The sequence below is a fragment of the Streptomyces sp. ISL-10 genome, from assembly GCF_018614575.1.
Lineage (GTDB): Bacteria > Actinomycetota > Actinomycetes > Streptomycetales > Streptomycetaceae > Streptomyces.
The window spans coordinates 12,947-32,064 of sequence record NZ_JAGGOJ010000015.1 but is presented as its reverse complement, the minus strand read 5'-3'; the positions used below and the strand labels follow the sequence as shown (position 1 = coordinate 32,064).

Here is a 19,118-nt window from a genome sequence, read left to right as displayed (position 1 = left end):
TGGTGGTTCGCCGCAGGTCACTTACGGAATCTCCCCGAGGCCGGCCCACGGGGCGCGTGCGAGGATGAGAAACCTCGGCCCGACAGGCGCTGTACGCCAGGACGGGCGACGACACGGAAGGACCGGCCCCGGCGGTGAGCGACAACCAGAACCTGCTCGCGGAGCAGCGGCGTGCCCTGATCCTCGACGAGGTCCGCAGACGCGGCGGTGTGCGGGTCAACGAGCTCACCCGCAGGCTGAACGTCTCCGACATGACGGTGCGCCGGGACCTGGACGCCCTGGCCCGGCAGGGTGTTGTGGAGAAGGTGCACGGCGGTGCGGTGCCGGTCGTCGAGGCGAGCACGCACGAGCCGGGCTTCGAGGCCAAGTCGGCGCTGGAACTGAGCGCCAAGGAGGACATCGCCCGTGCGGCGGCCGGGCTCGCCGTCCCGGGCAGCGCGATCGCGCTGTCGGGCGGCACGACGACGTACGCGCTGGCGCACCATCTGCTGGACGTGCCCGATCTGACGGTGGTGACCAACTCGGTGCGCGTCGCGGATGTCTTCCACTCGGCGCAGCACACCGGTTCTGCCGGGGACCGGCGGCCGGGAGCCGCGACGGTGGTCCTCACGGGCGGCGTGCGCACGCCGTCGGACGCGCTGGTCGGGCCGGTCGCCGATCAGGCGATCCGGTCGCTCCACTTCGACATCCTGTTCATCGGGGTGCACGGCATCTCGGTGGAGGCGGGTCTGTCGACGCCGAATCTGGCGGAGGCGGAGACGAACCGCCGGTTCGTGGCCGCCGCGCGGCGCGTGGTGGTGGTGGCCGACCACACCAAGTGGGGCACGGTGGGCCTGAGTTCGTTCGCGCAGCTGTCGGACGTGGACACGCTGGTGACGGACGCGGGGCTGCCGGCCCAGGCGCGCCAGGAGATGGCCGAGCATCTGCCCGGTCTGATCGTGGCCGGTGAGGACGAGGCGGCCCACGGCCAGGGCGGCTGAGCCGGGATGGCAGTGTTCCGCATCGGCCGGACCACGGCGCTGCCCGCCGCCGAGTGCTGGCTGCGGGTGACGGACTGGCCGGCGCACGCGGCCCAGGTGCCGTTGACGTCGGTCTCGGTGCGCGGCGGCACCCCGACGGGTGTGGGGACGGTGTTCGTGGCGCGCACCGGTCTCGGCCGGCTCGGTTTCGACGACCCGATGGAGGTCGTGCGCTGGCAGCCGCCCTCGGGCGCGCGCCCGGGCCGGTGCAGGCTGGTCAAGCGCGGTCGCGTGATCACGGGCTGGGCCGAGATCGAGGTGCGCCCGGTCGGTGAGGGCTCGGCGGTGGTGGGGGTGGAGGAGCTGCGGTTCGCAGCGCTGCCCCGGGTGCTGGACCGGCTGGTCGCCCGCGTGGGCCGGGTGATCTTCGGCCGGGCGCTTCAGGGGCTGCTCGCACGCAGGCCATAAGGGCGGACATCCTTCGGCGCCACCGCTAGGGTGTGCGGTCCCCACACCCCTTCGCCGCCACTGGAGGTCCGGACCATGGCCCGCCAACTTCGCCCGGTCGAGCTGGAGTTCGTCGACAACGCACCGATACGGCTGGTGTTCTCGGCCCAGGTGACGGCCGTGCCGTCCGCCGTCTACGCCGCGCTCGCCGAGGACGTCGAGGGACTGCCCGATTGGTTCACGGCCGTGACGGCGGCCCGGTCGACGGACGGTGGAGCGGGCCGCGAGGTCAGGCTCAAGGGCGGCACGGTGTTCACCGAGCGCATCCTGGCGAAGGAACCGGACAGCCGCTACGCGTACCGCATCGAGCAGACCAACGCCCCTGGCTTGCGGGCCCTGTTGGAGGAGTGGAGGATCACCGCGACGCCGACGGGATCGCGTATCCGGTGGACGTTCGCCGCCGACGGCCCCGCTCCGCTGCGCCTCGCCCTGCGGCTGGGCAGAGCGGGGCTGGGGCGCGCGTTCCGGGACGCGGTGCGCAACCTGGACCGCCGGCTGGCCGGCTCCGGTACGCCCTGACCCGTGGGTGACCGCCACGGGCGCGTTGCCCCGGCGGCTGGGCGGTGCTCAGCAGGGCCAGGCGCCCGTGCTCAGGAATGTCTCGACGGCGGCCGCGTACGGGCGGATGTCCAGCCCCTGCCCGGCCACCCAGTCGTCGGAGTAGTACTTGTCGAGGTAGCGCTCGCCGGGATCGCAGATCAGGGTGACCACGCTGCCCCGCTCGCCGCTGTCCACCATCTCGGCGACGATCTTGAGCGCGCTCCACAGACCGGTACCGGTGGAGCCGCCCGCCTTGCGCCCGATGGCCGTCTCCAGTGCGCGCACGGCGGCGACGCTCGCCGCGTCGGGCACCTTCATCATGCGGTCGATGGCGCCGGGGACGAAGCTCGGCTCCATGCGGGGCCGCCCGATGCCCTCGATGCGGGAGCCGCAGTCGCTGCTCGCATCCGGATCGCCGTGGGTCCAGCCGTCGAAGAAGCAGGAGTTCTCCGGGTCGGGGACGCAGATCCGGGTGTCGTACTGCATGTAGTGCACATAGCGGGCGATGGTCGCGGAGGTGCCTCCGGTGCCGGCGGTCGCGACGATCCAGGCGGGCTCCGGGTAGCGTTCGAGCCGCAGCTGCTGGTAGATCGACTCGGCGATGTTGTTGTTGCCCCGCCAGTCGGTGGCCCGTTCCGCGTAGGTGAACTGGTCCATGTAGTGGCCACCGGTGCGTTCCGCGAGCGCGGCGGACTCCTCGTACATCTTGCGCGAGTCGTCGACGAAGTGGCACTGCCCGCCGTGGAACTCGATCAGCCGGATCTTCTCGGGGCTGGTGGTGCGCGGCATCACGGCGACGAAGGGGACGCCGATCAGCTTCGCGAAGTACGCCTCCGAGACGGCGGTCGAACCGCTGGACGCCTCGATGACGGGCTTGCCCGGCCGGATCCAGCCGTTGCACAGACCGTAGAGGAAGAGCGACCGGGCCAGGCGGTGCTTGAGGCTGCCCGTGGGGTGCGTGGACTCGTCCTTGAGGTAGAGGTCGATGCCCCATTCCTCGGGCAGCGGGAAGCGCAGCAGGTGGGTGTCGGCGGAGCGGTTGGCGTCGGCCTGGACCTTGCGCACCGCCTCCTTCAGCCAGCCCCGGTAGGCGTTGTCCGTGCGGTCCACGTCGATGGTGGCGACCGCCCCGGCCGAGCCCGCCGCGTCCGGTCTCACCCGTTCGGCGGACGCTTCGTCCGCCTGCGGGACCGCCACTGGATTCTCACGCGTGCTCATGAGTGCCGTCCTCGTCTCGCCCACCACTGGTCCACTGTCTGCACCACCTGCAACAGTAAGGCCCTCACCTGGGCAAACCATCGCTTTGGGAGTCCATAGGAGTCCCTTGTGCACCGCCGTGACCAGGCGCACTGGTGCGCGGCGGCCCAAGTGTGCAGACTTCCTCCAGGAGTCGCTGCGAAGGGGGCGGAGACGATGGCAACCGCGGAGCCGGATTTCAGTGCCACGGGCGTGCGGATCGAGCGCTGGCCGCGTTCACTGACACGGGCCGGGCAGGTGATGATCAAGGACGGCCGGCTGGCGCTGATGACCAGCTACGGCCGCGTGATCGAGAGCGCGCCGGTGCGCGCCGTCACCGCCGGCCGGCCCTGGTTCGCCGGTGACGACAGCACGGTGGCGACGCTCAACGGCAAGCGCTACCGCCTGACCATGGGTCAGCGCAGCCCGCGGCCGGACGGAAAGGCCCTTGCGGGACGCTTCCTGGACGCCGTGCGCGGGGCAGGCGGTCACAGGAGTTGAGAACGGGCACGGGAGTGCCGCGAGTTGCGGCCCCCCAGGCCATGGTTCACGCTGGTTCCACATCACTCAGGGTTCACCGGCGGTTACGCTGAGATCCAGCCCCGCCGGTATGTTCAGCAGGCGGCCGACTGCTGGATCTCTTGTGTCGTCTTCTTCCGGACTATTTCGGGGAGTCGCAGCCGTGATCAGCCAGCCCAGCAGGCACTGCACGGTGGAGCTCCAGGCCCTGCCGTCGCGGATCGGCCAGGTCCGCAGAATCATCTCGGCGCAACTGCGCTACTGGCATCTCGATCCTCTGATCGACCAGGCCGCACTCGGCGTCACCGAGTTGCTGACCAATGTGCACCGGCACGCTCAGCCGGACAAGACGTGCACCGTGGACGTCGAGCTGCTGCTCGACAGGCTCACGGTCTCTGTCCACGACCACGATCCGCGTCTGCCGACCGTCCATGACGCGGACTCCTCCGAGACCCACGGCCGCGGGCTCGCACTGGTGGCCGCCTTCAGCGAGAGCTGGGGTGTACGGCCGCGAGGCGACGCGGGCAAGGTCGTGTGGTTCACCCTGCCCGCGAAGTTCCCCGCGCTGGCTCTGCCCGACTATCCGGCGGTGTACGGGGCGACGACCACCGGCCCGTTCACCGAAGTGCACGAGGCGGCGGCCGAGGCCGCAACTGCCACGGCCCGGTCCGCCGTTACGGACTGACGGGGCGGCGTGGGGACGGCCGGACGGCGCGGGGACGGCCGGGCAGCCGTCCCCGGCAGCGGTCATTCGGTCGCGATCGCGCGCAGGACGTCGAGCCGTGCGGCACGCCGCGCGGGCCGCCGGCCCGCAACCGCGCCGGCCGCCAGGCCCACGAGCGCCACGACCAGCAGGTGCAGCGGCGGGACCGCGAAGGCGAACGCGGTGTCGCCCGCGCTTTCCGACGCCTTGACGAGAACCCAGCCGAGCACCGCGCCCAGCGCGAGCCCCCGGCGCTGCCGAAGGCGGCGACGAGCACCGACTCCCGGCGCACCATGGCGCGCAGTTGGGCACGGGTCTGACCGACGGCGGCGCAACAGCCCGAGCTCCCTGGTCCGTTCGTGGACGGCGAGGGTGAGCGTGTTGGTGATGCCGAGGAGGGCGATCACCACGGCGAGCGCGAGGAGCGCGTGGACGAGGGTCAGCATCATGTCGATGGCTCCGGCGGAGCTCTCGGCGTACTCCTCGCGGCTCTGCGCCACGGGACTGCCGTACGCGGCCGCCGCCTTGTCGACCGCCTGCTTGCCGTCCGCGGTGCTCACGCCGTCCTTGAGGGTGACGGCGACGAGGGTGTCGGAGTCCTGGCCGCGGTGGAGGCCCAGGCCGCGCGGGTGATGACGTAGTCACCGGCCGTCTCGGACTGCTCGAACACGGCGCGGACGGTGAACGTCCGCTCGGTGCCGTCGGTGAACGCCAGGCGTGCGGTGGAGCCCGGACGCCAGCCGCGGTCGGCGGCCTCACCACCTCCGTGACGGGCCCGCGGGGGTCGAAGGCCTTGAGCCGGTCGAGCACGCGTTCGGCGGTCGGGTCCGCCATACGGTCGACGAGGCGGCCGTCGGCGAGGAAGACGACCTCGTCGGCATGGGCGGCGGCCACGTGATCGTGGGTGACCATGACGACGGTGCGGTCCGTCGTGCGTACGGTGCCGCCGAGCAGCCGCAGTACCTCCTCGCCGGAGCGGGAGTCGAGATTGCCGGTCGGCTCGTCGGCGAAGACGACGGCCGGACGGCCGGCGCAGGCGCGGGCCACGGCGACGCGCTGCCGCTGTCCGCCGGAGAGTTCGCTCGGGCGGTGGTGCAGCCGGTCACGCAGCCCGACGGCGTCGACGAGGGCGTCGCCCCAATCCCGGGCGGGCCGCTCCCCCGCCAGGTCCATGGGCAGGGTGATGTTCTCCGCGGCGGTCAGGGGGGACCAGGTTGAAGGCCTGGAAGACGAAGCCGACGCGTTCGCGGCGCAGCAGTGTGAGCCGTCGGTCGTCGAGACCGCTGAGCTCGGTGCCGCCGATGAAGGCGGAGCCCGACGTCAGGGTGGAGAGCCCGGCGGCGCGCAGTGCATGAGCGTGGACTTGCCGGAGCCGGAGGGACCCATGATGGCGGTGAAGCGACCGGCTGGAAATGCGATCGTCACCCCGTCGAGAGCCCTCACGTCGGTGTCGCCGCTGCCGTAGATCTTCACGCCGTCGACGACCCGGGCGGCGGGGCGGGACCCGGCGGTCCGGGTCCCGTTCGCGTGGGTGGTCATGCCCGGCCCTGCTTGGCCGTGCGGCCGAACTGCTCGTCCAGGACGGACAGCCGCCGCCAGTACTCCTCCTCGTCGATCTCGCCCGCCGCGAAGCGGCGGCCGAGCACGGCGATCGGGGAGCTCTCGGCGATCGGGGGCCTGGCGCCCTGCCAGGGTGCGCGGTGCGGGCGCAGGATGCCGGTGCGGCGCAGGACGGTGACGACGCCGACTACGACGGCCGCCCAGATCAGCGGGAAGAACAGGATCCACGGGCCGGGCCCGTCGTGGACCAGAGTGTTCATGTCGGTTCAGCTCCTCGGGGGCTTTCGGTTCGCGGTGGTTCCGTGACGCTTTCGAGGCTCCCGCCGCAGCGGGTTCACGTCGTCGTACGGCCAGCGGCTGTGCACGTACCTCCGCGGGAGTACCCGGGCCGGGTGCGGCTGCTCCGGCGGCCCGGGACCCTCTGCCCGACCTCTCCGTACCGCCCGCGGCGGCCGAAACGCGCACCGCGGTCCGGCGCAGGCAGCGGCTGCCCGCGGGCGCCCGGTCCGGTCCGCTCGTCGAGGCGGCCGCAGTGGAGACGGAGCGGCCGGCGGGGCGGGGAGGGGTCGTCTGCGTCGATGCTCGGCCTCGACCTCCGCCGCTGGGAACTGCTGTACGCGACGCTGTGGGACCACGACTCCCCCCGCGGCGGTCGGCGACCACTACCGGGTGCTGCACGTCTCGGCACCCGAACGCGCCGGCCTGAGCCGGGGCCCGCACCGGTGAAGCTCGTCCGCACGGTCCTCGGGGAGGTATTTGCGACGGAACCGGACGTGACGGACGCGCACGGCCACCTGTTCCTGCGCAGCCCGCTGCTGCCCAGCGCCGAGCTCGACGACCCGGCGGACGCCGACGGGCGGATCGGGGAGTTCGCGGCACTGGGCGGCCGGACGGTGGTGCAGTGGACCCCGTACGGGATGGGCCGCAGTCCCGCCGATCTCGCCGCACTGTCCCGCGCACACGGCGTGCACGTCGTCGCCGCGGCCTGAACTGGGCGGTGCACCTATGCGATCGACGTCACGCGCCTCGGCGCGGAGGGCATGGCCGGGCTGTTCACGCGGGAGGTGACCGAGGGCAGGGGGACTCGGCGGTGCGCGCCGGGCTCGTCAAGGTGGCCGGGGCCTTCCACACGGTCGACGCGCACGCCCGGCTCACCTGACCGCCACCGCCGGGACGCACCGGGGCGCCCGATGTCCTGGAGCTGCTCTGCGGCGAACTGTGGGTGTGGCCGGGGCCGTGACCCTGGGTCATCCGGGCCGCTCGCCGGATCCCGTCGTGCACCGGGAGGCGGGAGCGGCGGGCGCCCATCTCGCCTTCGACGGCCCTTCGCGGGCGTATCACGCGACCGACTGGCGGGTGCCCGAGCTGCTGGCCGCGCCGGCGGACGCCGGTCACGGGGACCGGCTGCTGCTGGGCGCGGACACGGTGACTTCCGAGATGCCGGGAATGGTGCATCTGCTGCGGCCGCTGCGACCGCGGTTTGAGGCCGTCCTGGGCAAGGAGCTGACCCGCGGCTGGAGGCCGTCCTGGGCAAGGAGCTGACGGACCGGATCCTGATCGCCAACCCGGCCGGGGCCTTCGCGATGCCGCCGGAGGGAGCGCGGGGGCTGAGCCGGGCGGGCGCGGCTAGAGGTCGTGGTGCTCGAGGGCGTGACCCAGTCGGCGCCGGGTGAGGTCCTCGTGGATGAGACGCCCGACGATGGCCCCGCCGTAAACCACCACGCCGACGCCGACGAGCCATGACTGGAGAACGAGGACGGTGCCGAAGGGGCCGTACGTCACCGTGTTCGACGCGATCAGCGGTGAGAAGACCAGCTGCGAGAAGACCCGTAGCCCGAGCATCGACACGGCGGTGACCAGCGCACCGGGCAGCAGGGCACGCCAGCGGACACGACCACCGAGGAGCAGCCGCTGGGACACCCAGAAGAACACGATCGTGCCGAGCAGATCGGCAATGGTGCCCAGCGCGTTGGCCAACGCCGGGTCCCCGGTTTCCGGGATATTGACGAACACCATGAGGAAGAGGATGAGCAGCGCCAGCCACACCACATGGCGCCACATGGTGTGCCAGCGGGCCGTGGGCAGATCCCACACCTTCTCGTAGCCCGTCTGCACGGCGGAGCCGAAGGTCAGTCCGAAGACGACGAGCGCGGCGAGACCGAACGCCGTCGTGCGTTGCAGCGCCTGCCCAGGCCTGCCGAACAGTTCCTCGACCTGGCGCTGGGACTCCCGCGAGACGCCGAGCCCCTCACCGAGCCAGCGGGCGAAGCCTTCGGCACTGACCGGGTCGGCGGCCGCAACGACGACGAGCAGCGGTACAAGTGTGACGAAGCCGAGCGCGGCGAAGCCCATGGCGCGGTGCATGAGCTCCATCTCCCGGCCGCGGTTCCAGCCCAGCCCGACGGGTGACTGGATCACCCTGCGGTGCAGATGCTCGAACCGGTGCGCGCGGCGCGGGCCGGAGGACGTGTCGCTCATATGTCGTGGACTACCCGTTGGCACCCCGCGACCCGCCGAGCGGTCCTCCGGACGGGTGGCCGGGGCCCTGGGGTGCAACGGGGGGCGGGCGCGCCGGCCTCCGGCGGCCTCCCCGCCCCCGCGCGGCGGGGCAAGACCGGGGCACCCGCGCCCGGCGGCCGCGCGGCAAGCCGTCCGGCGCGGGGCGGCGCCGCCGGCCAAGCCGCCCCGCGCGGTAAGGGCGAAGCCCGGGCACCGCCCGTACGCACCGGTATCGGCGGCCATGCGGTCACGCAGACCCACGTGCCCAGGAAGAAGCCCAAGGCGCCGGTTGCCGGGGGCCGAACGGCCACCCGTCCCGGGCCGCAGGGACGACGGCCCGGAAACTCCTCCCGCCCCGCCGACCGCTGACCGGGCGTCAGGCGAGTGCCGCCAGTGGGTCGTCGAGGACCGGCTGCCAGGCCAGTTCCGCGGCTCCGACCAGGCTGTTGTGGTCCAGGGTGCACGACAGGATGGGGACTCCCCCGCTGCGGCCCCACAGGCTGCGGTCCGCCACGACCGCGCGCAGGCGTTCCGGGTCGGCCTCCAGGAGTTCGCGGTGCAGGCCGCCGAGGATGATCCGGTCCGGGTTGAGGATGTTGACCAGCCCGGCGAGACCGAGGCCGAGGCGGTCGATGAGCTCCGCCGCCGCCCCGCGCACCGCCGGGTCGTCGTACTCCCCTCGCAGCAGGTCCCTGGACTGCTGGAGCAGGGACACCTCGGGGCCGGGTTCGCGGCCCGTGGTCGTCAGGAAGGCGAGCGGGTCCGCCTCGACGTCCAGGCAGCCGCGACTGCCGCAGTGGCAGGGCCTGCCCTCGGGGTTGACGGTGAGGTGGCCGACCTCCAGCGCGAGGCCCGAACTGCCCGTGTGGAGGCGGCCGTCGAGCACGAGCGCACCGCCGACGCCGCGGTGGCCGGTGGCCACGCACAGCAGGTGCTGGGCGCCGCGGCCGGCGCCGTGGCGGTGCTCGGCGAGGGCCGCGAGGTTGACATCGTTGCCGGTGAAGGCGGGCCCCCGGATGCCCGCGGCGGCGACGCGTTGGGCGAAGATGTCACGTACGGGAGCACCGGCCGGCCAGGCCAGGTGCAGGGGGTTGAGGGCGGTTCCCTCCGGTTCGGCGACCGCGGAGGGCACGGCGAGCCCGGCCCCGACACAGCGTCGCCCGCTCTCGCGCAGCAGCGTCGCGCCCGCCTCGACGACCTCCCCAAGTACCTGTGCCGGGTCCGCCTGCACGGTGACGCAGCCGGGCGCGGTGGCGACGATACGGCCCCCCAGCCCGACGAGCGCTGCCCGGAAGCCGTCGGCGTGGACCTGGGCGGCGAGAACGACCGGTCCGGTGTCGTCGACGGCGAGGCGGTGCGAGGGGCGGCCCTGGGAGCCGGCGGCGGCGCCGGGCCGGGAGTCGACGCGGATGAGCCCGAGCGCCTCCAGCTCGGCGGCGACGGCTCCGGCGGTGGCGCGGGTGACGCCGAGCTCGGCGGTGAGGACGGCGCGCGTGGGCGCACGCCCGGTGTGCACCAGTTCCAGTGCCGGGCCGAGGGCGCTGCGGCCTCTTTCCAGTCTCGTCCGGGTGGTCGTCGCCTTGCCGTTCATGCAGCCGAGTCTCCCATGATCCGGACCTGGAGCCGCCGCCTTGTACACAACGGGCGCGAGCCCCTATCCTGACTTTGTGCCGCTACTAAACAAACTCAGGACGGCCGTAGCGGGGGGACCCGGCGGAAACCCCGCCTCCGTTTCCCTGTCCCGCCTCCGCACTGCCCTCACCGTCTTCTTCGCCCTCGACGGCTTCCTCTTCGCCGGCTGGGTCGTCCGCATCCCCGCGATCAAGGAACAGACCGGCTCCTCCGCGAGCGACCTCGGTCTCGCGCTCCTCGGAGTCTCCGCCGGGGCCGTGGTCACCATGACGCTCACCGGCCGCCTGTGCCGCCGCTTCGGAAGCCATGCGGTGACCGTCGGCAGCGCGGTGCTGCTCTCGCTGAGCATGGCCCTGCCGCCGCTGACGCACTCCGCGCTCGCCCTCGGCCTGGTCCTGCTCGTCTTCGGCGCCGCGTACGGCGGGATCAACGTCGCCATGAACAGCGCCGCCGTCGATCTGATCGCGGCCCTGCGACGGCCCGTCATGCCCAGCTTCCACGCGGCCTTCAGCCTCGGCGGCATGCTCGGCGCGGGCCTCGGCGGTCTCGTCGCCGGCGGCCTGTCCCCCACCTCCCACCTGCTCGCCCTCACCGTGCTCGGGCTATTGGTCACCGCCGTCGCCGGGCCGGCCCTGCTGGCCCACCGGCCCCCGGCGCCGGAGGGCGAGGAGGCTGTGTCCGGCACGTCCGCGCCCGCGCGCCTGACCGGGCGCACCCGCAACCTGGTGCTCCTGTTCGGCGTGATCGCGCTGTGCACCGCGTACGGCGAAGGCGCCATGGCCGACTGGAGCGCGCTGCACCTGGAGCAGGATCTGCACGCGCATCCGGGCGTGGCCGCTGCCGGCTACTCGCTGTTCGCGCTCGCCATGACCGCGGGCCGGCTCACCGGCACACTCCTGCTGGAACGGCTCGGACAGACCCGTACGCTCGTCGCCGGCGGCGTCACGGCTGCGGCCGGGATGCTGCTCGGCGCGCTCGCACCGACGGTATGGCTCGCCCTGCTGGGCTTCACGGTCGCCGGTCTGGGACTGGCGAACATCTTCCCTGTGGCCGTCGGCAGGGCGGGCGCGCTGGCCGGTCCGGGCGGGGTCGCGGCCGCTTCGACTCTCGGTTACGGCGGCATGCTGCTCGGCCCGCCCGCGATCGGCTTCCTCGCGGACTGGTTCTCCCTGCCCGTCGCCCTCACGACGGTGGCAGCGCTGGCCGCCGGCGCCGCACTGATCGCCTTCTGCGCACGCCACGCGTCCGCGCCGGGCACGGAAGTCGCCCGTCACGGGCCCGGTTCGGAGAGCGGCCGGGTCGCGTCCGCCGTGGGGCGAGTACGTGCGCGACGCGGGGAACGCGCCGTTTCCCCTAGCGCGGCTGAGTAGCCGTACTCAGGTGCGGGCACCCGAACGGTCACAGCATGGAACGACGACGACCACGGGAGACGGCCATGCACGCTCGACTGACCTCGCTCGCACGACTGACCTTCGGCAACCCCGCCTCCAGGATCTATCTGGCACTGGTGGCCGCGGCGGCCCTCTTCGTGGCCGTCGACACGTTGTTCGTGCACCACGAGGACGCGTCGATGGCCGGGATATGGCTGTTCCTGCTGACCGCGCCCACGATTTTCGCGCTCATGGCGCTGGGCACGCTGTTCGGGGAGGGCGTGGCGGAGTCGGCCGCGTTCCTCTACCCGGCTCTGGTCCTGGCGGTCCTTGTACAGGCGTGCGCGCTGGGCCTGTTCGTACGCCTGCTGGGCGGCGGGCCGCACACCGCGCACCCGCACGGGGCCTGACGCAGGCAGCCGGACGCCGGGCCTGGCCCTGCGCGGTCCGGAGCGCCGGGGCGCGGGCGGCGCGATCCGGACGCCGGGGCGCAGGGGCGCAGGGGCTGTGGTCAACACGGCCTGGGCGGCGCGGGCGCCGTGATCGAGGGGGCCCTGGAGCCGGGGGCGACGCACTGGCACACTCGGCACCATGGAGATCCCCTCGCTGGTCGGATTCCTCGTGCGGGAAGGGCAGTTGCTGGCATCGGCTGCCGAAGCGGCGGGCCCTGGTGCCCCCGTGCCGACGTGCCCCGGCTGGCAGGTGCGGGATCTGCTGCGGCACACGGGCATGGTGCACCGCTGGGCTACGGCGTTCGTCACCGAGGGGCACACCTCGTACCGCCCCGACGACGGCGAACCGGATCTCGACGGCGACGACGTTCTCGCATGGTTCCGGGAGGGGCACGGCCTGCTGGTGGCGGCGTTGCACGAGGCCCCTGCCGACCTGGAGTGCTGGTCGTTCCTGCCGGCGCCCTCGCCGCTGGCGTTCTGGGCCCGGCGGCAGGCCCACGAGACCGCGGTGCACCGGGCGGACGCCGAGTCCGCCGCGTACGGGGAGCCCGGACCGGTCGCTCCGGAGCTGGCGGTGGACGGGATCGACGAGCTGCTGTCGGCGTTCCACGCACGGCCCAAGAGCCGGGTGCGCACAGCGGATCCGCAGCTGCTGCGCGTCTTCGCGACGGACACGGGCGACGTGTGGACCGTACGGCTGTCGCAGGAGCCGGCCCGCACGGAGCGCGGCGGCGAGGGCCCGTGCGACTGCGAGCTGAGCGGCTCGGCGGAGCGGCTCTACCTGACCTTGTGGAACCGGCTACCGATGGACGCCGTGTCGGTCACCGGCGATCCGACCCTCGCGCACCTGTGGCGCGAGACGTCGGGCATCACCTGGTCGTAGCCACGGCCGGGCCTGTGCGGGCCGCACGCGGCACGGTCCCGACGGTACGGGCCCGACCCGCCGTGGCAGACCGTTCCTGCGCCCTGCGCCCTGTGGCGGCAGGCCGTGGCAGGCACGTCCACCGCGCCCCGTGGCCGCAGGCCGTGACCCACGGCACGGTCGCAGATCCGGCTGGCGTGGTGCCGCTGCCCGCGCGCCGCCTGAGGGTCGTGACCCTCAGCCCGCCGCGCCCGGCAGCGTCCGTGACAGAACCGCACGCTGCAGCGGCTTCACCTCGGCGTGGCGTGCCCGGCCCTCGTCGGTGAGCGCGACCCGCACACCGCGCCGGTCCTCCGCGCACATGCCCCGGGTCACGAGTCCTTCCTTCTCCAGGCGGGCGATCAGCCGTGAGAGCGCGCTCTGGCTGAGATGGACGCGGGCGGCGAGCTCCTGGACGCGATAGGAGCAGTCACCCGTGGGTCCGCCGTCGTCCGCGCGCGTCTCCGCGAGTACGTCCAGCACCTCGAAGTCACTGGCACCGAGCCCGAACCGGTGCAACTCACGATCGAGTTCGCACATCGTGCGGGCATGCAGCGCGAGGACGTCCCGCCACTGCTCCACGAGCGCGCGCTCGGATTTCGTCGCAGCCATGACCGCACGTTAGCAGAAAAGCCGCCCTTTGTTGCACGGGAATTAAATGCACTTGCAGTCAATGCATGTGCATGTAGTGTCCTCCGCATGACCTCTCCGATCGACGTCCCCGCATCGCAGGACCGCTGGAGCCCGCGGCTGTGGGGCACCCTGCTCGTGCTCTGCGCCGCGATGTTCCTCGACGCCCTCGATGTCTCGATGGTCGGCGTCGCCCTGCCCTCGATCGCCACCGATCTCGAACTGTCCACCTCGACCCTGCAATGGATCGTCAGCGGCTACATCCTCGGTTACGGCGGGCTGCTGCTCCTCGGCGGCCGCGCCGCCGACCTCCTCGGCCGCCGCCGTGTCTTCCTCATCGCCCTGGCCGTCTTCGCGCTCGCCTCCCTGCTCGGCGGCCTAGTCGACTCCGGCCCCCTGCTGATCGCCAGCCGCTTCATCAAGGGCCTCAGCGCCGCCTTCACAGCACCGGCCGGCCTGTCGATCATCACCACGACCTTCAAGGAAGGACCCCAGCGCAACCGCGCGCTGTCCATCTACACCACCTGCGCCGCCACCGGCTTCTCCATGGGCCTCGTGCTCTCCGGACTGCTGACCGAGGTGAGCTGGCGGCTGACCATGCTGCTGCCCGCGCCCATTGCCCTGATCGCGTTCCTCCTCGGCATCAAGCTGATCCCGCGCAGCAGCCGCGAGGACGCGGGCAAGGGCTACGACCTGCCCGGTGCCGTCACCGGCACGCTCGCGATGCTGCTGCTCGTCTTCACCGTCGTCCAGGCCCCAGAAGTGGGCTGGGCCTCGGCGCAGACACTGCTCTCCTTCACCGCCACCGCCGTCCTGCTGGCCGCCTTCGTCACCATCGAGCGCCGCAGCTCGCACCCGTTGATCCGGCTCGGCGTACTGCGCTCGGGCAACCAGGTCCGGGCGAACCTCGGCGCGGCGTTCTTCTTCGGCTCCTACGTGGGCTTCCAGTTCCTGGTCACGCAGTACATGCAGTCGCTGCTCGGCTGGTCGGCCCTGCAGACCGCCCTCGCGTTCCTGCCCGCGGGCGCGCTGGTGGCGCTGTCCGCGACGAAGATCGGCTCGGTCGTCGACCGCTTCGGCACGCCCCGGGTGATCGCCACCGGTTTCGCGCTGCTGGTCGTCGCGTACGCGCTGTTCCTCCAGGTCGACCTGACGCCGACGTACGCCGCGGTGATCCTGCCGTCGATGCTGCTGATCGGCGCGGCCTGCGCACTGGCCTTCCCTTCGCTCAACATCCAGGCCACCAGCGGTGTCGAGGACCACGAGCAGGGCATGGTCTCCGGCCTGCTGAACACCTCGATCCAGGTGGGCGGCGCCCTGTTCCTGGCCGTCGTCACCGCCGTCATCACCGCGGGCGGCGAGAGCGGCCGGTCCCCACAGGAGGTGCTGGACAGCTTCCGGCCGGGTCTGGTGGTCGTCACCGTGATCGCGGCCGTCGGGCTGCTGATCACGCTCACCGGTCTGCGTGCGCGGCGCGCCGCCGTCGGCGAGTCGGTCCTCGTCGCACGGTCCGTACCGGCGGCGGAGCATGAGCGGGTGAAGGTCGCCGACTGACGGCCCCCGTTCCGGGGGAACGCGGCCGGCGGGCACCAGCCCGCCGGCCGCCGCATCACTTGCCGGTCGGCCGCCTCACCACATGCCGGGTCAGACAAGTCGGCGGCCTCGCAACACACCCCGGGTCAGACCGGTCCGGCGACCTCGCAACACACGCCAGGCCAGGCAAGCCGGTGGCCTCGCAACACACGCCCGGTCAGCCGAGCCAGCCGGGGCGCACGAGGCCGGATTCGTAGGCGAGGACCACCAGTTGGGCCCGGTCACGCGCGCCGAGCTTGACCATCGTGCGGCTCACATGCGTCTTGGCGGTGAGCGGACTGACGACGAGACGGCGGGCGATCTCCTCGTTGGACAGGCCGATGCCGACCAGCGCCATCACCTCACGCTCGCGTTCCGTGAGCCCGTCGAGCCCCTCGGCCTTGGCGGGCGCCTTGGAGCGGGCCGCGAACTCCGCGATCAGCCTGCGGGTCACACCCGGCGACAACAGGGCGTCACCCTCCACCACCGCCCGTACGGCGCGCAGCAGTTCCTCCGGTTCCGTGTCCTTCACCAGGAAGCCCGACGCACCGGAGCGGATCGCCTCGAAGACGTACTCGTCCAGCTCGAAGGTGGTGAGCATGACGACCTTGACGTCCTTCAGGCGCTCGTCACCGGTGACCCTTCGCGTGGCGGTCAGCCCGTCGAGCACCGGCATGCGGATGTCCATCAGCACGATGTCCGGGCGCAGTTCCTCCACCAGGCGCACGGCCTCCTCGCCGTCCGAGGCCTCCCCCGCGACCTCGATGTCCCTCTGGGCGTCGAGCAGCGCCCGGAAACCGGCCCGCACCAGCATCTGGTCGTCGGCGAGCAGTACGCGGATCACATCGTCTCCTTGAGCTGCGCAGGAAGTTCGGCGCGGACCCGGAAGCCGCCGTCCGGCCGGGGACCCGCGTCGATGGTGCCACCGAGGGCGGCGGCGCGCTCCCGCATCCCGGCCAGTCCGTTGCCGCTGCCTCCGGCATCGCTCCCGGTGGCCGGTCCGTCGTCGTCGACCCGGAGATCCAGCCGGCCCGCGGCGTACGCGATACGCACCCGAGCGGTGCGCGAACCCGAGTGCCGTACGACGTTCGTCAGCGCTTCCTGGACGATCCGGAACGCGGCGAGGTCGGTGCCCGGTGACAGGGCGGGCACGCTGCCCGTCGTCTCGACGTCCACGGTGAGTCCGGTGCTCGCCGCCTGCTCGACGAGTTCGGGCAGGCGCGCGAGACCCGGGGCGGGCGCGCGCGGGGCGTCGCCGGGGGTGCGCAGAGTGTCCAGCACCTGGCGCACCTCACCCAGAGCCTCCTTGCTGGCCGCCTTGATCGTGGTGAGGGCCGTCCGGGCCTGTTCGGGGTCGGTGTCGAGGAGGGCGAGGCCCACACCCGCCTGCACATTGATGACGGAGATGGAGTGGGCGAGGACGTCGTGGAGTTCACGGGCGATGCGCAGCCGCTCCTCGTCGGCGCGGCGCTTCTCGGCGGCCGCGCGCTCGGCGCGCTCCCGGGCCCACACCTCGCGCCGCACACGCACGAGTTCGGACGCGGCGACGACGGCCATCACCCACGCGGTGACGAACACCTCCTGGCCCCAGGGAGCGGCATCGTCGCCGCCCGGCGGCAGGTAGCGGTAGAGCCAGTGCGCGATGAGCAGATGGCCCGCCCACAGCAGACCGATGGCCCACCAGGCGGCGCGCCGGTGTCCGGTGACGATCGCGGCGAAGCAGCCGACGGCGATGGTGAGGAAGACCGGTCCGTAGGGATAGCCGGCCGCGAAGTAGACGAACGCGGTCGCGCACGCGCCGAAGAGGGCGATGACCGGGTAGCGGCTGCGCAGCAGGAGCAGCGCGGGTCCGAGGAGGAGAAGGACCCGTGCGAAGGCGTCGAGCGGCTCGCGCTCCGGCTGGCCTTCGGCGGCGAAGCCCGTACCGACCATGACGACGACGGCCAGCGCCATGGTGGACATCCAGGGGACACGGATCTGTTCCCGTCGTTCCTCCCACTGACGCATCAGCGGTGGTCCGCCCCGTGCCCAGGGCGGACCACCGCACCTGCGCGTGCGCTGCTGCTCCATACCGGCCACGCTAGACCGGTGCGGGGCGCGGGGCGTCACCCCGGCATGGCGGTCACACGTACTCCCTGTGCAGTACGGGGCCGGGCGGCATTGGGGGCATCGGCGAGACCGAAGCGGGCGGTGCGGGCGGCGCAACCGTGGGCGGAGAAACGGATGCTGGTTCCCGAACCCCGAACCCCGAACCCCGAATCCCTGATCCCTGATCGAGGGCGAGATCGCACCGGGCGCTCAGGCGACTGGGTGAGCGAACCGGTGCGCCGAGCCCTTCGGGAGTCGCTGGTGTGGCCGCTGCTGCCGGCCCTGCAGCGCAGCGGCCGCTCGGCGGACGCACTCCGATCGCCTACGAGGAGTCGCGGCGCCGGATCCCGGAGGTGATGGGCGCGGACCGGGCCTGCGCAGCGCGCCCTGCACGAGCGGGTGGTGCGTCAGGACCCCGCGCTGCTGTCCGCCGGCGCACCGGCGGCCAGACCGGCGCGCGGCCCGCGCGACGCAGCCCCGGCGTGCGGTGGGCGCAGCCCGACCTCCGCGGCGAGCCGGCCCGCGGCGTGCGCGAAGAAGACATCGCGGTCCCCGACGACCCGCTCGAACTGCCCGAAGACCTCGAACGAGATCAGCCCGAAGAGCTGCGCCCAGGCGGCGACGAGCGCGGCGGCCACGGACGGCGGCAGATCAGGGGCGATGTCTGCGGCGATGCGGTCGGCCTCGGTGCGCAGTGCGTCACCGAGCGGTGGAACGGCCAGGCCCTCCGTGCGATGGGCTTCACGGGCGATCGAGATGAACACGGCGCCGACCCGAGAGGCGGGGGCGACCGTGTCCCGGGGCGCGGTGTAGCCGGGAACAGGGGAACCGTAGATCAGTGCGTACTCGTGGGGATGCGCGAGGGCCCATGCCCGCACGCCACAGCAGACCGCGATCCAGCGCGCGAACTGCCGCCCGGGGGGCACCGAGTCAGCACGGCCGACGGCTCCCGGCGCGGCATCACCACGGCCGACCGCCTTGGGCGCAACGGCTCGCGGCGCGGCGGCCTCGGCACGCGCGGTGCTCCAGGCGGCTTCGGCACGCGCGGCGGTCTCGGCGGCGGCGCCCACCGCGTCGTAGGCGTCGACGATGAGCGCGGTCAGCAGGTCGTCCCGGCTCGGGAAATAGCGGTAGAGCGCGGAGGACACCATGCCCACCTCGCGCGCGACGGCGCGCAGGGAGAGTTTCGCCGCGCCCTCAGCGGCAAGCTGTCTGCGCGCCTCCTCCTTGATCGCCGCGGTGATTTCGGTGCGGGCCCGTTCCCTGGCCCCTCGAACAGTCGCCATGCGAGACATTCTGTCACGCTCCGGAGCACTGACCAACAATGAGAGCACCTGCCAGAATAGAGAGCACTGCTCTTGCTTAGGAGCTACACCCCGTGCACACTGCTCTTAAGCGAGAGCACCGCTCTCGAAGATGTCCGGACAGGACAGAAGGCGAGACGACCATGCCGCAGAACCCGGTGCACTACATGAGGCCCAACTGGTTCGACACGATCGTCAACGACTTCGTCGGATGGCTCGCCCGCCGCGGTATCAGCCTCATGGGCACCGCTGAGCTCGCCGTGCGGGGGCGCTCCACCGGCGAGTGGCGGCGTATCCCGGTCAACCCGCTTCCGTACGAGGGCGGCCCGTTCCTGATCTCCGCCCGCGGCCACTCGCAGTGGGTGCGCAACCTCCGGGCGGCGGGCGGCGGACGCCTCCGGGTCGGTCGCAGGACACAGCACTTCACCGCCGTGGAACTGCCCGACGAGGAGAAGCCGGCCCTGCTGCGCTCCTATCTCAAGCGCTGGGGCTGGGAGGTCGGACGCTTTTTCGGCGACATCGACGCCGACTCCACGGACGAGGAGCTGCTCGCCGCAGCCCACAAGCACCCCGTCTTCCGCATCACCATCGCCCGATGACACCCGCGCCGCTGACGCCCGATGACGTCCGCCCGATGACACCCGCG

Annotated in this window: 20 protein-coding genes and 2 pseudogenes; 12 read left to right on the top strand and 10 right to left on the bottom strand. The window is 72.6% G+C overall.

Features of this window, described 5'->3' with window-relative positions; translation table 11 throughout:
* Window positions 1-134: 134 nt before the first annotated feature.
* The 3 genes from J7E88_RS19070 to J7E88_RS19060 all read left to right on the top strand — a co-directional run bounded on the left by J7E88_RS19070 (window position 135) and on the right by J7E88_RS19060 (window position 1,985).
* Window positions 135-980 carry a DeoR/GlpR family DNA-binding transcription regulator gene (locus tag J7E88_RS19070; protein WP_215182632.1) on the top strand — a complete coding sequence of 282 codons (846 nt, stop codon included), beginning with the start codon at window positions 135-137 and terminating at the stop codon, window positions 978-980.
* 6 nt (window positions 981-986) lie between these two features.
* Window positions 987-1,427, top strand: coding sequence for an SRPBCC family protein (locus J7E88_RS19065; RefSeq protein WP_215182630.1), 441 nt, complete (start codon window positions 987-989; stop codon window positions 1,425-1,427).
* A gap of 75 nt (window positions 1,428-1,502) precedes the next feature.
* A complete protein-coding gene (locus J7E88_RS19060; RefSeq protein ID WP_215182628.1) occupies window positions 1,503-1,985 on the top strand; it encodes an SRPBCC family protein in 483 nt (160 codons plus the stop codon).
* Between the two features lie 48 nt (window positions 1,986-2,033).
* On the opposite strand, the gene J7E88_RS19055 is transcribed toward J7E88_RS19060, so the two are convergent.
* Entirely contained in the window at window positions 2,034-3,224 is a 1,191-nt protein-coding gene (locus J7E88_RS19055) for a PLP-dependent cysteine synthase family protein (protein WP_251022870.1), read from the bottom strand.
* A gap of 195 nt (window positions 3,225-3,419) precedes the next feature.
* Between J7E88_RS19055 and J7E88_RS19050 the strand changes: the two genes are divergently transcribed.
* Together J7E88_RS19050 and J7E88_RS19045 are read left to right on the top strand one after the other, a co-directional pair.
* A complete protein-coding gene (locus J7E88_RS19050) occupies window positions 3,420-3,743 on the top strand; it encodes a hypothetical protein (RefSeq protein WP_215182626.1) in 324 nt (107 codons plus the stop codon).
* Between the two features lie 181 nt (window positions 3,744-3,924).
* Window positions 3,925-4,446 carry an ATP-binding protein gene (locus J7E88_RS19045; protein WP_215182624.1) on the top strand — a complete coding sequence of 174 codons (522 nt, stop codon included), beginning with the start codon at window positions 3,925-3,927 and terminating at the stop codon, window positions 4,444-4,446.
* A 62-nt stretch (window positions 4,447-4,508) separates the two neighbouring features.
* Here the strand turns inward: J7E88_RS19045 and J7E88_RS19040 are convergent.
* The 3 genes and pseudogenes from J7E88_RS19040 to J7E88_RS19030 form a co-directional block, all read right to left on the bottom strand.
* A pseudogene (locus J7E88_RS19040) lies at window positions 4,509-5,194 on the bottom strand (ABC transporter permease); the annotation flags it as partial.
* A 53-nt stretch (window positions 5,195-5,247) separates the two neighbouring features.
* Window positions 5,248-6,003: pseudogene (locus J7E88_RS19035) on the bottom strand (ABC transporter ATP-binding protein); the annotation flags it as partial.
* Entirely contained in the window at window positions 6,000-6,284 is a 285-nt protein-coding gene (locus J7E88_RS19030; protein WP_215182622.1) for an SHOCT domain-containing protein, read from the bottom strand. The pseudogene J7E88_RS19035 and the gene J7E88_RS19030, both read right to left, overlap by 4 nt.
* Window positions 6,285-6,797: 513 nt before the next feature.
* On the opposite strand from J7E88_RS19030, the gene J7E88_RS37455 reads away from it, so the two are divergent.
* Window positions 6,798-7,013 carry a hypothetical protein gene (locus J7E88_RS37455; RefSeq protein WP_374196297.1) on the top strand — a complete coding sequence of 72 codons (216 nt, stop codon included), beginning with the start codon at window positions 6,798-6,800 and terminating at the stop codon, window positions 7,011-7,013.
* 247 nt (window positions 7,014-7,260) lie between these two features.
* Window positions 7,261-7,566 (top strand): hypothetical protein, encoded by a 306-nt coding sequence (locus J7E88_RS37450; protein WP_374196296.1) that lies wholly within the window; start codon window positions 7,261-7,263, stop codon window positions 7,564-7,566.
* Window positions 7,567-7,650: 84 nt separating this feature from the next.
* Here J7E88_RS37450 and J7E88_RS19020 read toward each other — a convergent pair whose 3' ends face one another.
* Both J7E88_RS19020 and J7E88_RS19015 read right to left on the bottom strand, forming a co-directional pair.
* Window positions 7,651-8,502, bottom strand: a complete 852-nt coding sequence (locus J7E88_RS19020) for a YhjD/YihY/BrkB family envelope integrity protein (protein ID WP_215182620.1) — start codon at window positions 8,500-8,502, stop codon at window positions 7,651-7,653.
* A 397-nt stretch (window positions 8,503-8,899) separates the two neighbouring features.
* Entirely contained in the window at window positions 8,900-10,114 is a 1,215-nt protein-coding gene (locus tag J7E88_RS19015) for an ROK family protein (protein ID WP_215182618.1), read from the bottom strand.
* A 76-nt stretch (window positions 10,115-10,190) separates the two neighbouring features.
* On the opposite strand from J7E88_RS19015, the gene J7E88_RS19010 reads away from it, so the two are divergent.
* The 3 genes from J7E88_RS19010 (at window position 10,191) to J7E88_RS19000 (ending at window position 12,860) form a co-directional block, all read left to right on the top strand.
* Window positions 10,191-11,525, top strand: coding sequence for an MFS transporter (locus J7E88_RS19010; RefSeq protein WP_215182616.1), 1,335 nt, complete (start codon window positions 10,191-10,193; stop codon window positions 11,523-11,525).
* Between the two features lie 65 nt (window positions 11,526-11,590).
* The gene (locus tag J7E88_RS19005) at window positions 11,591-11,935 is read left to right on the top strand and encodes an SCO4225 family membrane protein (protein WP_215182614.1); all 345 of its coding nucleotides are present in this window, start codon (window positions 11,591-11,593) and stop codon (window positions 11,933-11,935) included.
* 181 nt (window positions 11,936-12,116) lie between these two features.
* Window positions 12,117-12,860 carry a maleylpyruvate isomerase family mycothiol-dependent enzyme gene (locus J7E88_RS19000; RefSeq protein ID WP_215182612.1) on the top strand — a complete coding sequence of 248 codons (744 nt, stop codon included), beginning with the start codon at window positions 12,117-12,119 and terminating at the stop codon, window positions 12,858-12,860.
* A 216-nt stretch (window positions 12,861-13,076) separates the two neighbouring features.
* On the opposite strand, the gene J7E88_RS18995 is transcribed toward J7E88_RS19000, so the two are convergent.
* Window positions 13,077-13,490: a MarR family winged helix-turn-helix transcriptional regulator gene (locus tag J7E88_RS18995; RefSeq protein ID WP_215182610.1), complete on the bottom strand. Its 414-nt coding sequence runs from the start codon at window positions 13,488-13,490 to the stop codon at window positions 13,077-13,079.
* Window positions 13,491-13,577: 87 nt separating this feature from the next.
* Between J7E88_RS18995 and J7E88_RS18990 the strand changes: the two genes are divergently transcribed.
* Window positions 13,578-15,062 (top strand): MFS transporter, encoded by a 1,485-nt coding sequence (locus J7E88_RS18990; RefSeq protein WP_215182607.1) that lies wholly within the window; start codon window positions 13,578-13,580, stop codon window positions 15,060-15,062.
* A 196-nt stretch (window positions 15,063-15,258) separates the two neighbouring features.
* On the opposite strand, the gene J7E88_RS18985 is transcribed toward J7E88_RS18990, so the two are convergent.
* The 3 genes from J7E88_RS18985 to J7E88_RS18975 form a co-directional block, all read right to left on the bottom strand.
* Window positions 15,259-15,924, bottom strand: coding sequence for a response regulator transcription factor (locus J7E88_RS18985; RefSeq protein WP_215182605.1), 666 nt, complete (start codon window positions 15,922-15,924; stop codon window positions 15,259-15,261).
* Window positions 15,921-17,150 (bottom strand): sensor histidine kinase, encoded by a 1,230-nt coding sequence (locus J7E88_RS18980; RefSeq protein WP_215182603.1) that lies wholly within the window; start codon window positions 17,148-17,150, stop codon window positions 15,921-15,923. Before J7E88_RS18980 ends, J7E88_RS18985 begins: the two co-directional genes overlap by 4 nt.
* A 425-nt stretch (window positions 17,151-17,575) precedes the next feature.
* Window positions 17,576-18,454, bottom strand: coding sequence for a TetR/AcrR family transcriptional regulator (locus J7E88_RS18975; protein WP_251022868.1), 879 nt, complete (start codon window positions 18,452-18,454; stop codon window positions 17,576-17,578).
* A 161-nt stretch (window positions 18,455-18,615) separates the two neighbouring features.
* Here J7E88_RS18975 and J7E88_RS18970 point away from each other — a divergent pair, with 161 nt between their 5' ends.
* Entirely contained in the window at window positions 18,616-19,071 is a 456-nt protein-coding gene (locus tag J7E88_RS18970; RefSeq protein ID WP_215182601.1) for a nitroreductase family deazaflavin-dependent oxidoreductase, read from the top strand.
* The last annotated feature ends 47 nt before the right edge of the window (window positions 19,072-19,118 follow it).

Coding starts and splice junctions, on each gene's coding strand:
- J7E88_RS19065 (WP_215182630.1), top strand. CDS start 987: ATGGCAGTGTTCCGCATCGGCCGGACCACGGCGCTGCCCGCCGCCGAG.
- J7E88_RS19060 (WP_215182628.1), top strand. CDS start 1,503: ATGGCCCGCCAACTTCGCCCGGTCGAGCTGGAGTTCGTCGACAACGCA.
- J7E88_RS19055 (WP_251022870.1), bottom strand. CDS start 3,224: ATGAGCACGCGTGAGAATCCAGTGGCGGTCCCGCAGGCGGACGAAGCG.
- J7E88_RS19050 (WP_215182626.1), top strand. CDS start 3,420: ATGGCAACCGCGGAGCCGGATTTCAGTGCCACGGGCGTGCGGATCGAG.
- J7E88_RS19030 (WP_215182622.1), bottom strand. CDS start 6,284: ATGAACACTCTGGTCCACGACGGGCCCGGCCCGTGGATCCTGTTCTTC.
- J7E88_RS19020 (WP_215182620.1), bottom strand. CDS start 8,502: ATGAGCGACACGTCCTCCGGCCCGCGCCGCGCGCACCGGTTCGAGCAT.
- J7E88_RS19015 (WP_215182618.1), bottom strand. CDS start 10,114: ATGAACGGCAAGGCGACGACCACCCGGACGAGACTGGAAAGAGGCCGC.
- J7E88_RS19005 (WP_215182614.1), top strand. CDS start 11,591: ATGCACGCTCGACTGACCTCGCTCGCACGACTGACCTTCGGCAACCCC.
- J7E88_RS19000 (WP_215182612.1), top strand. CDS start 12,117: ATGGAGATCCCCTCGCTGGTCGGATTCCTCGTGCGGGAAGGGCAGTTG.
- J7E88_RS18995 (WP_215182610.1), bottom strand. CDS start 13,490: ATGGCTGCGACGAAATCCGAGCGCGCGCTCGTGGAGCAGTGGCGGGAC.
- J7E88_RS18990 (WP_215182607.1), top strand. CDS start 13,578: ATGACCTCTCCGATCGACGTCCCCGCATCGCAGGACCGCTGGAGCCCG.
- J7E88_RS18980 (WP_215182603.1), bottom strand. CDS start 17,150: ATGGAGCAGCAGCGCACGCGCAGGTGCGGTGGTCCGCCCTGGGCACGG.
- J7E88_RS18975 (WP_251022868.1), bottom strand. CDS start 18,454: ATGGCGACTGTTCGAGGGGCCAGGGAACGGGCCCGCACCGAAATCACC.
- J7E88_RS18970 (WP_215182601.1), top strand. CDS start 18,616: ATGCCGCAGAACCCGGTGCACTACATGAGGCCCAACTGGTTCGACACG.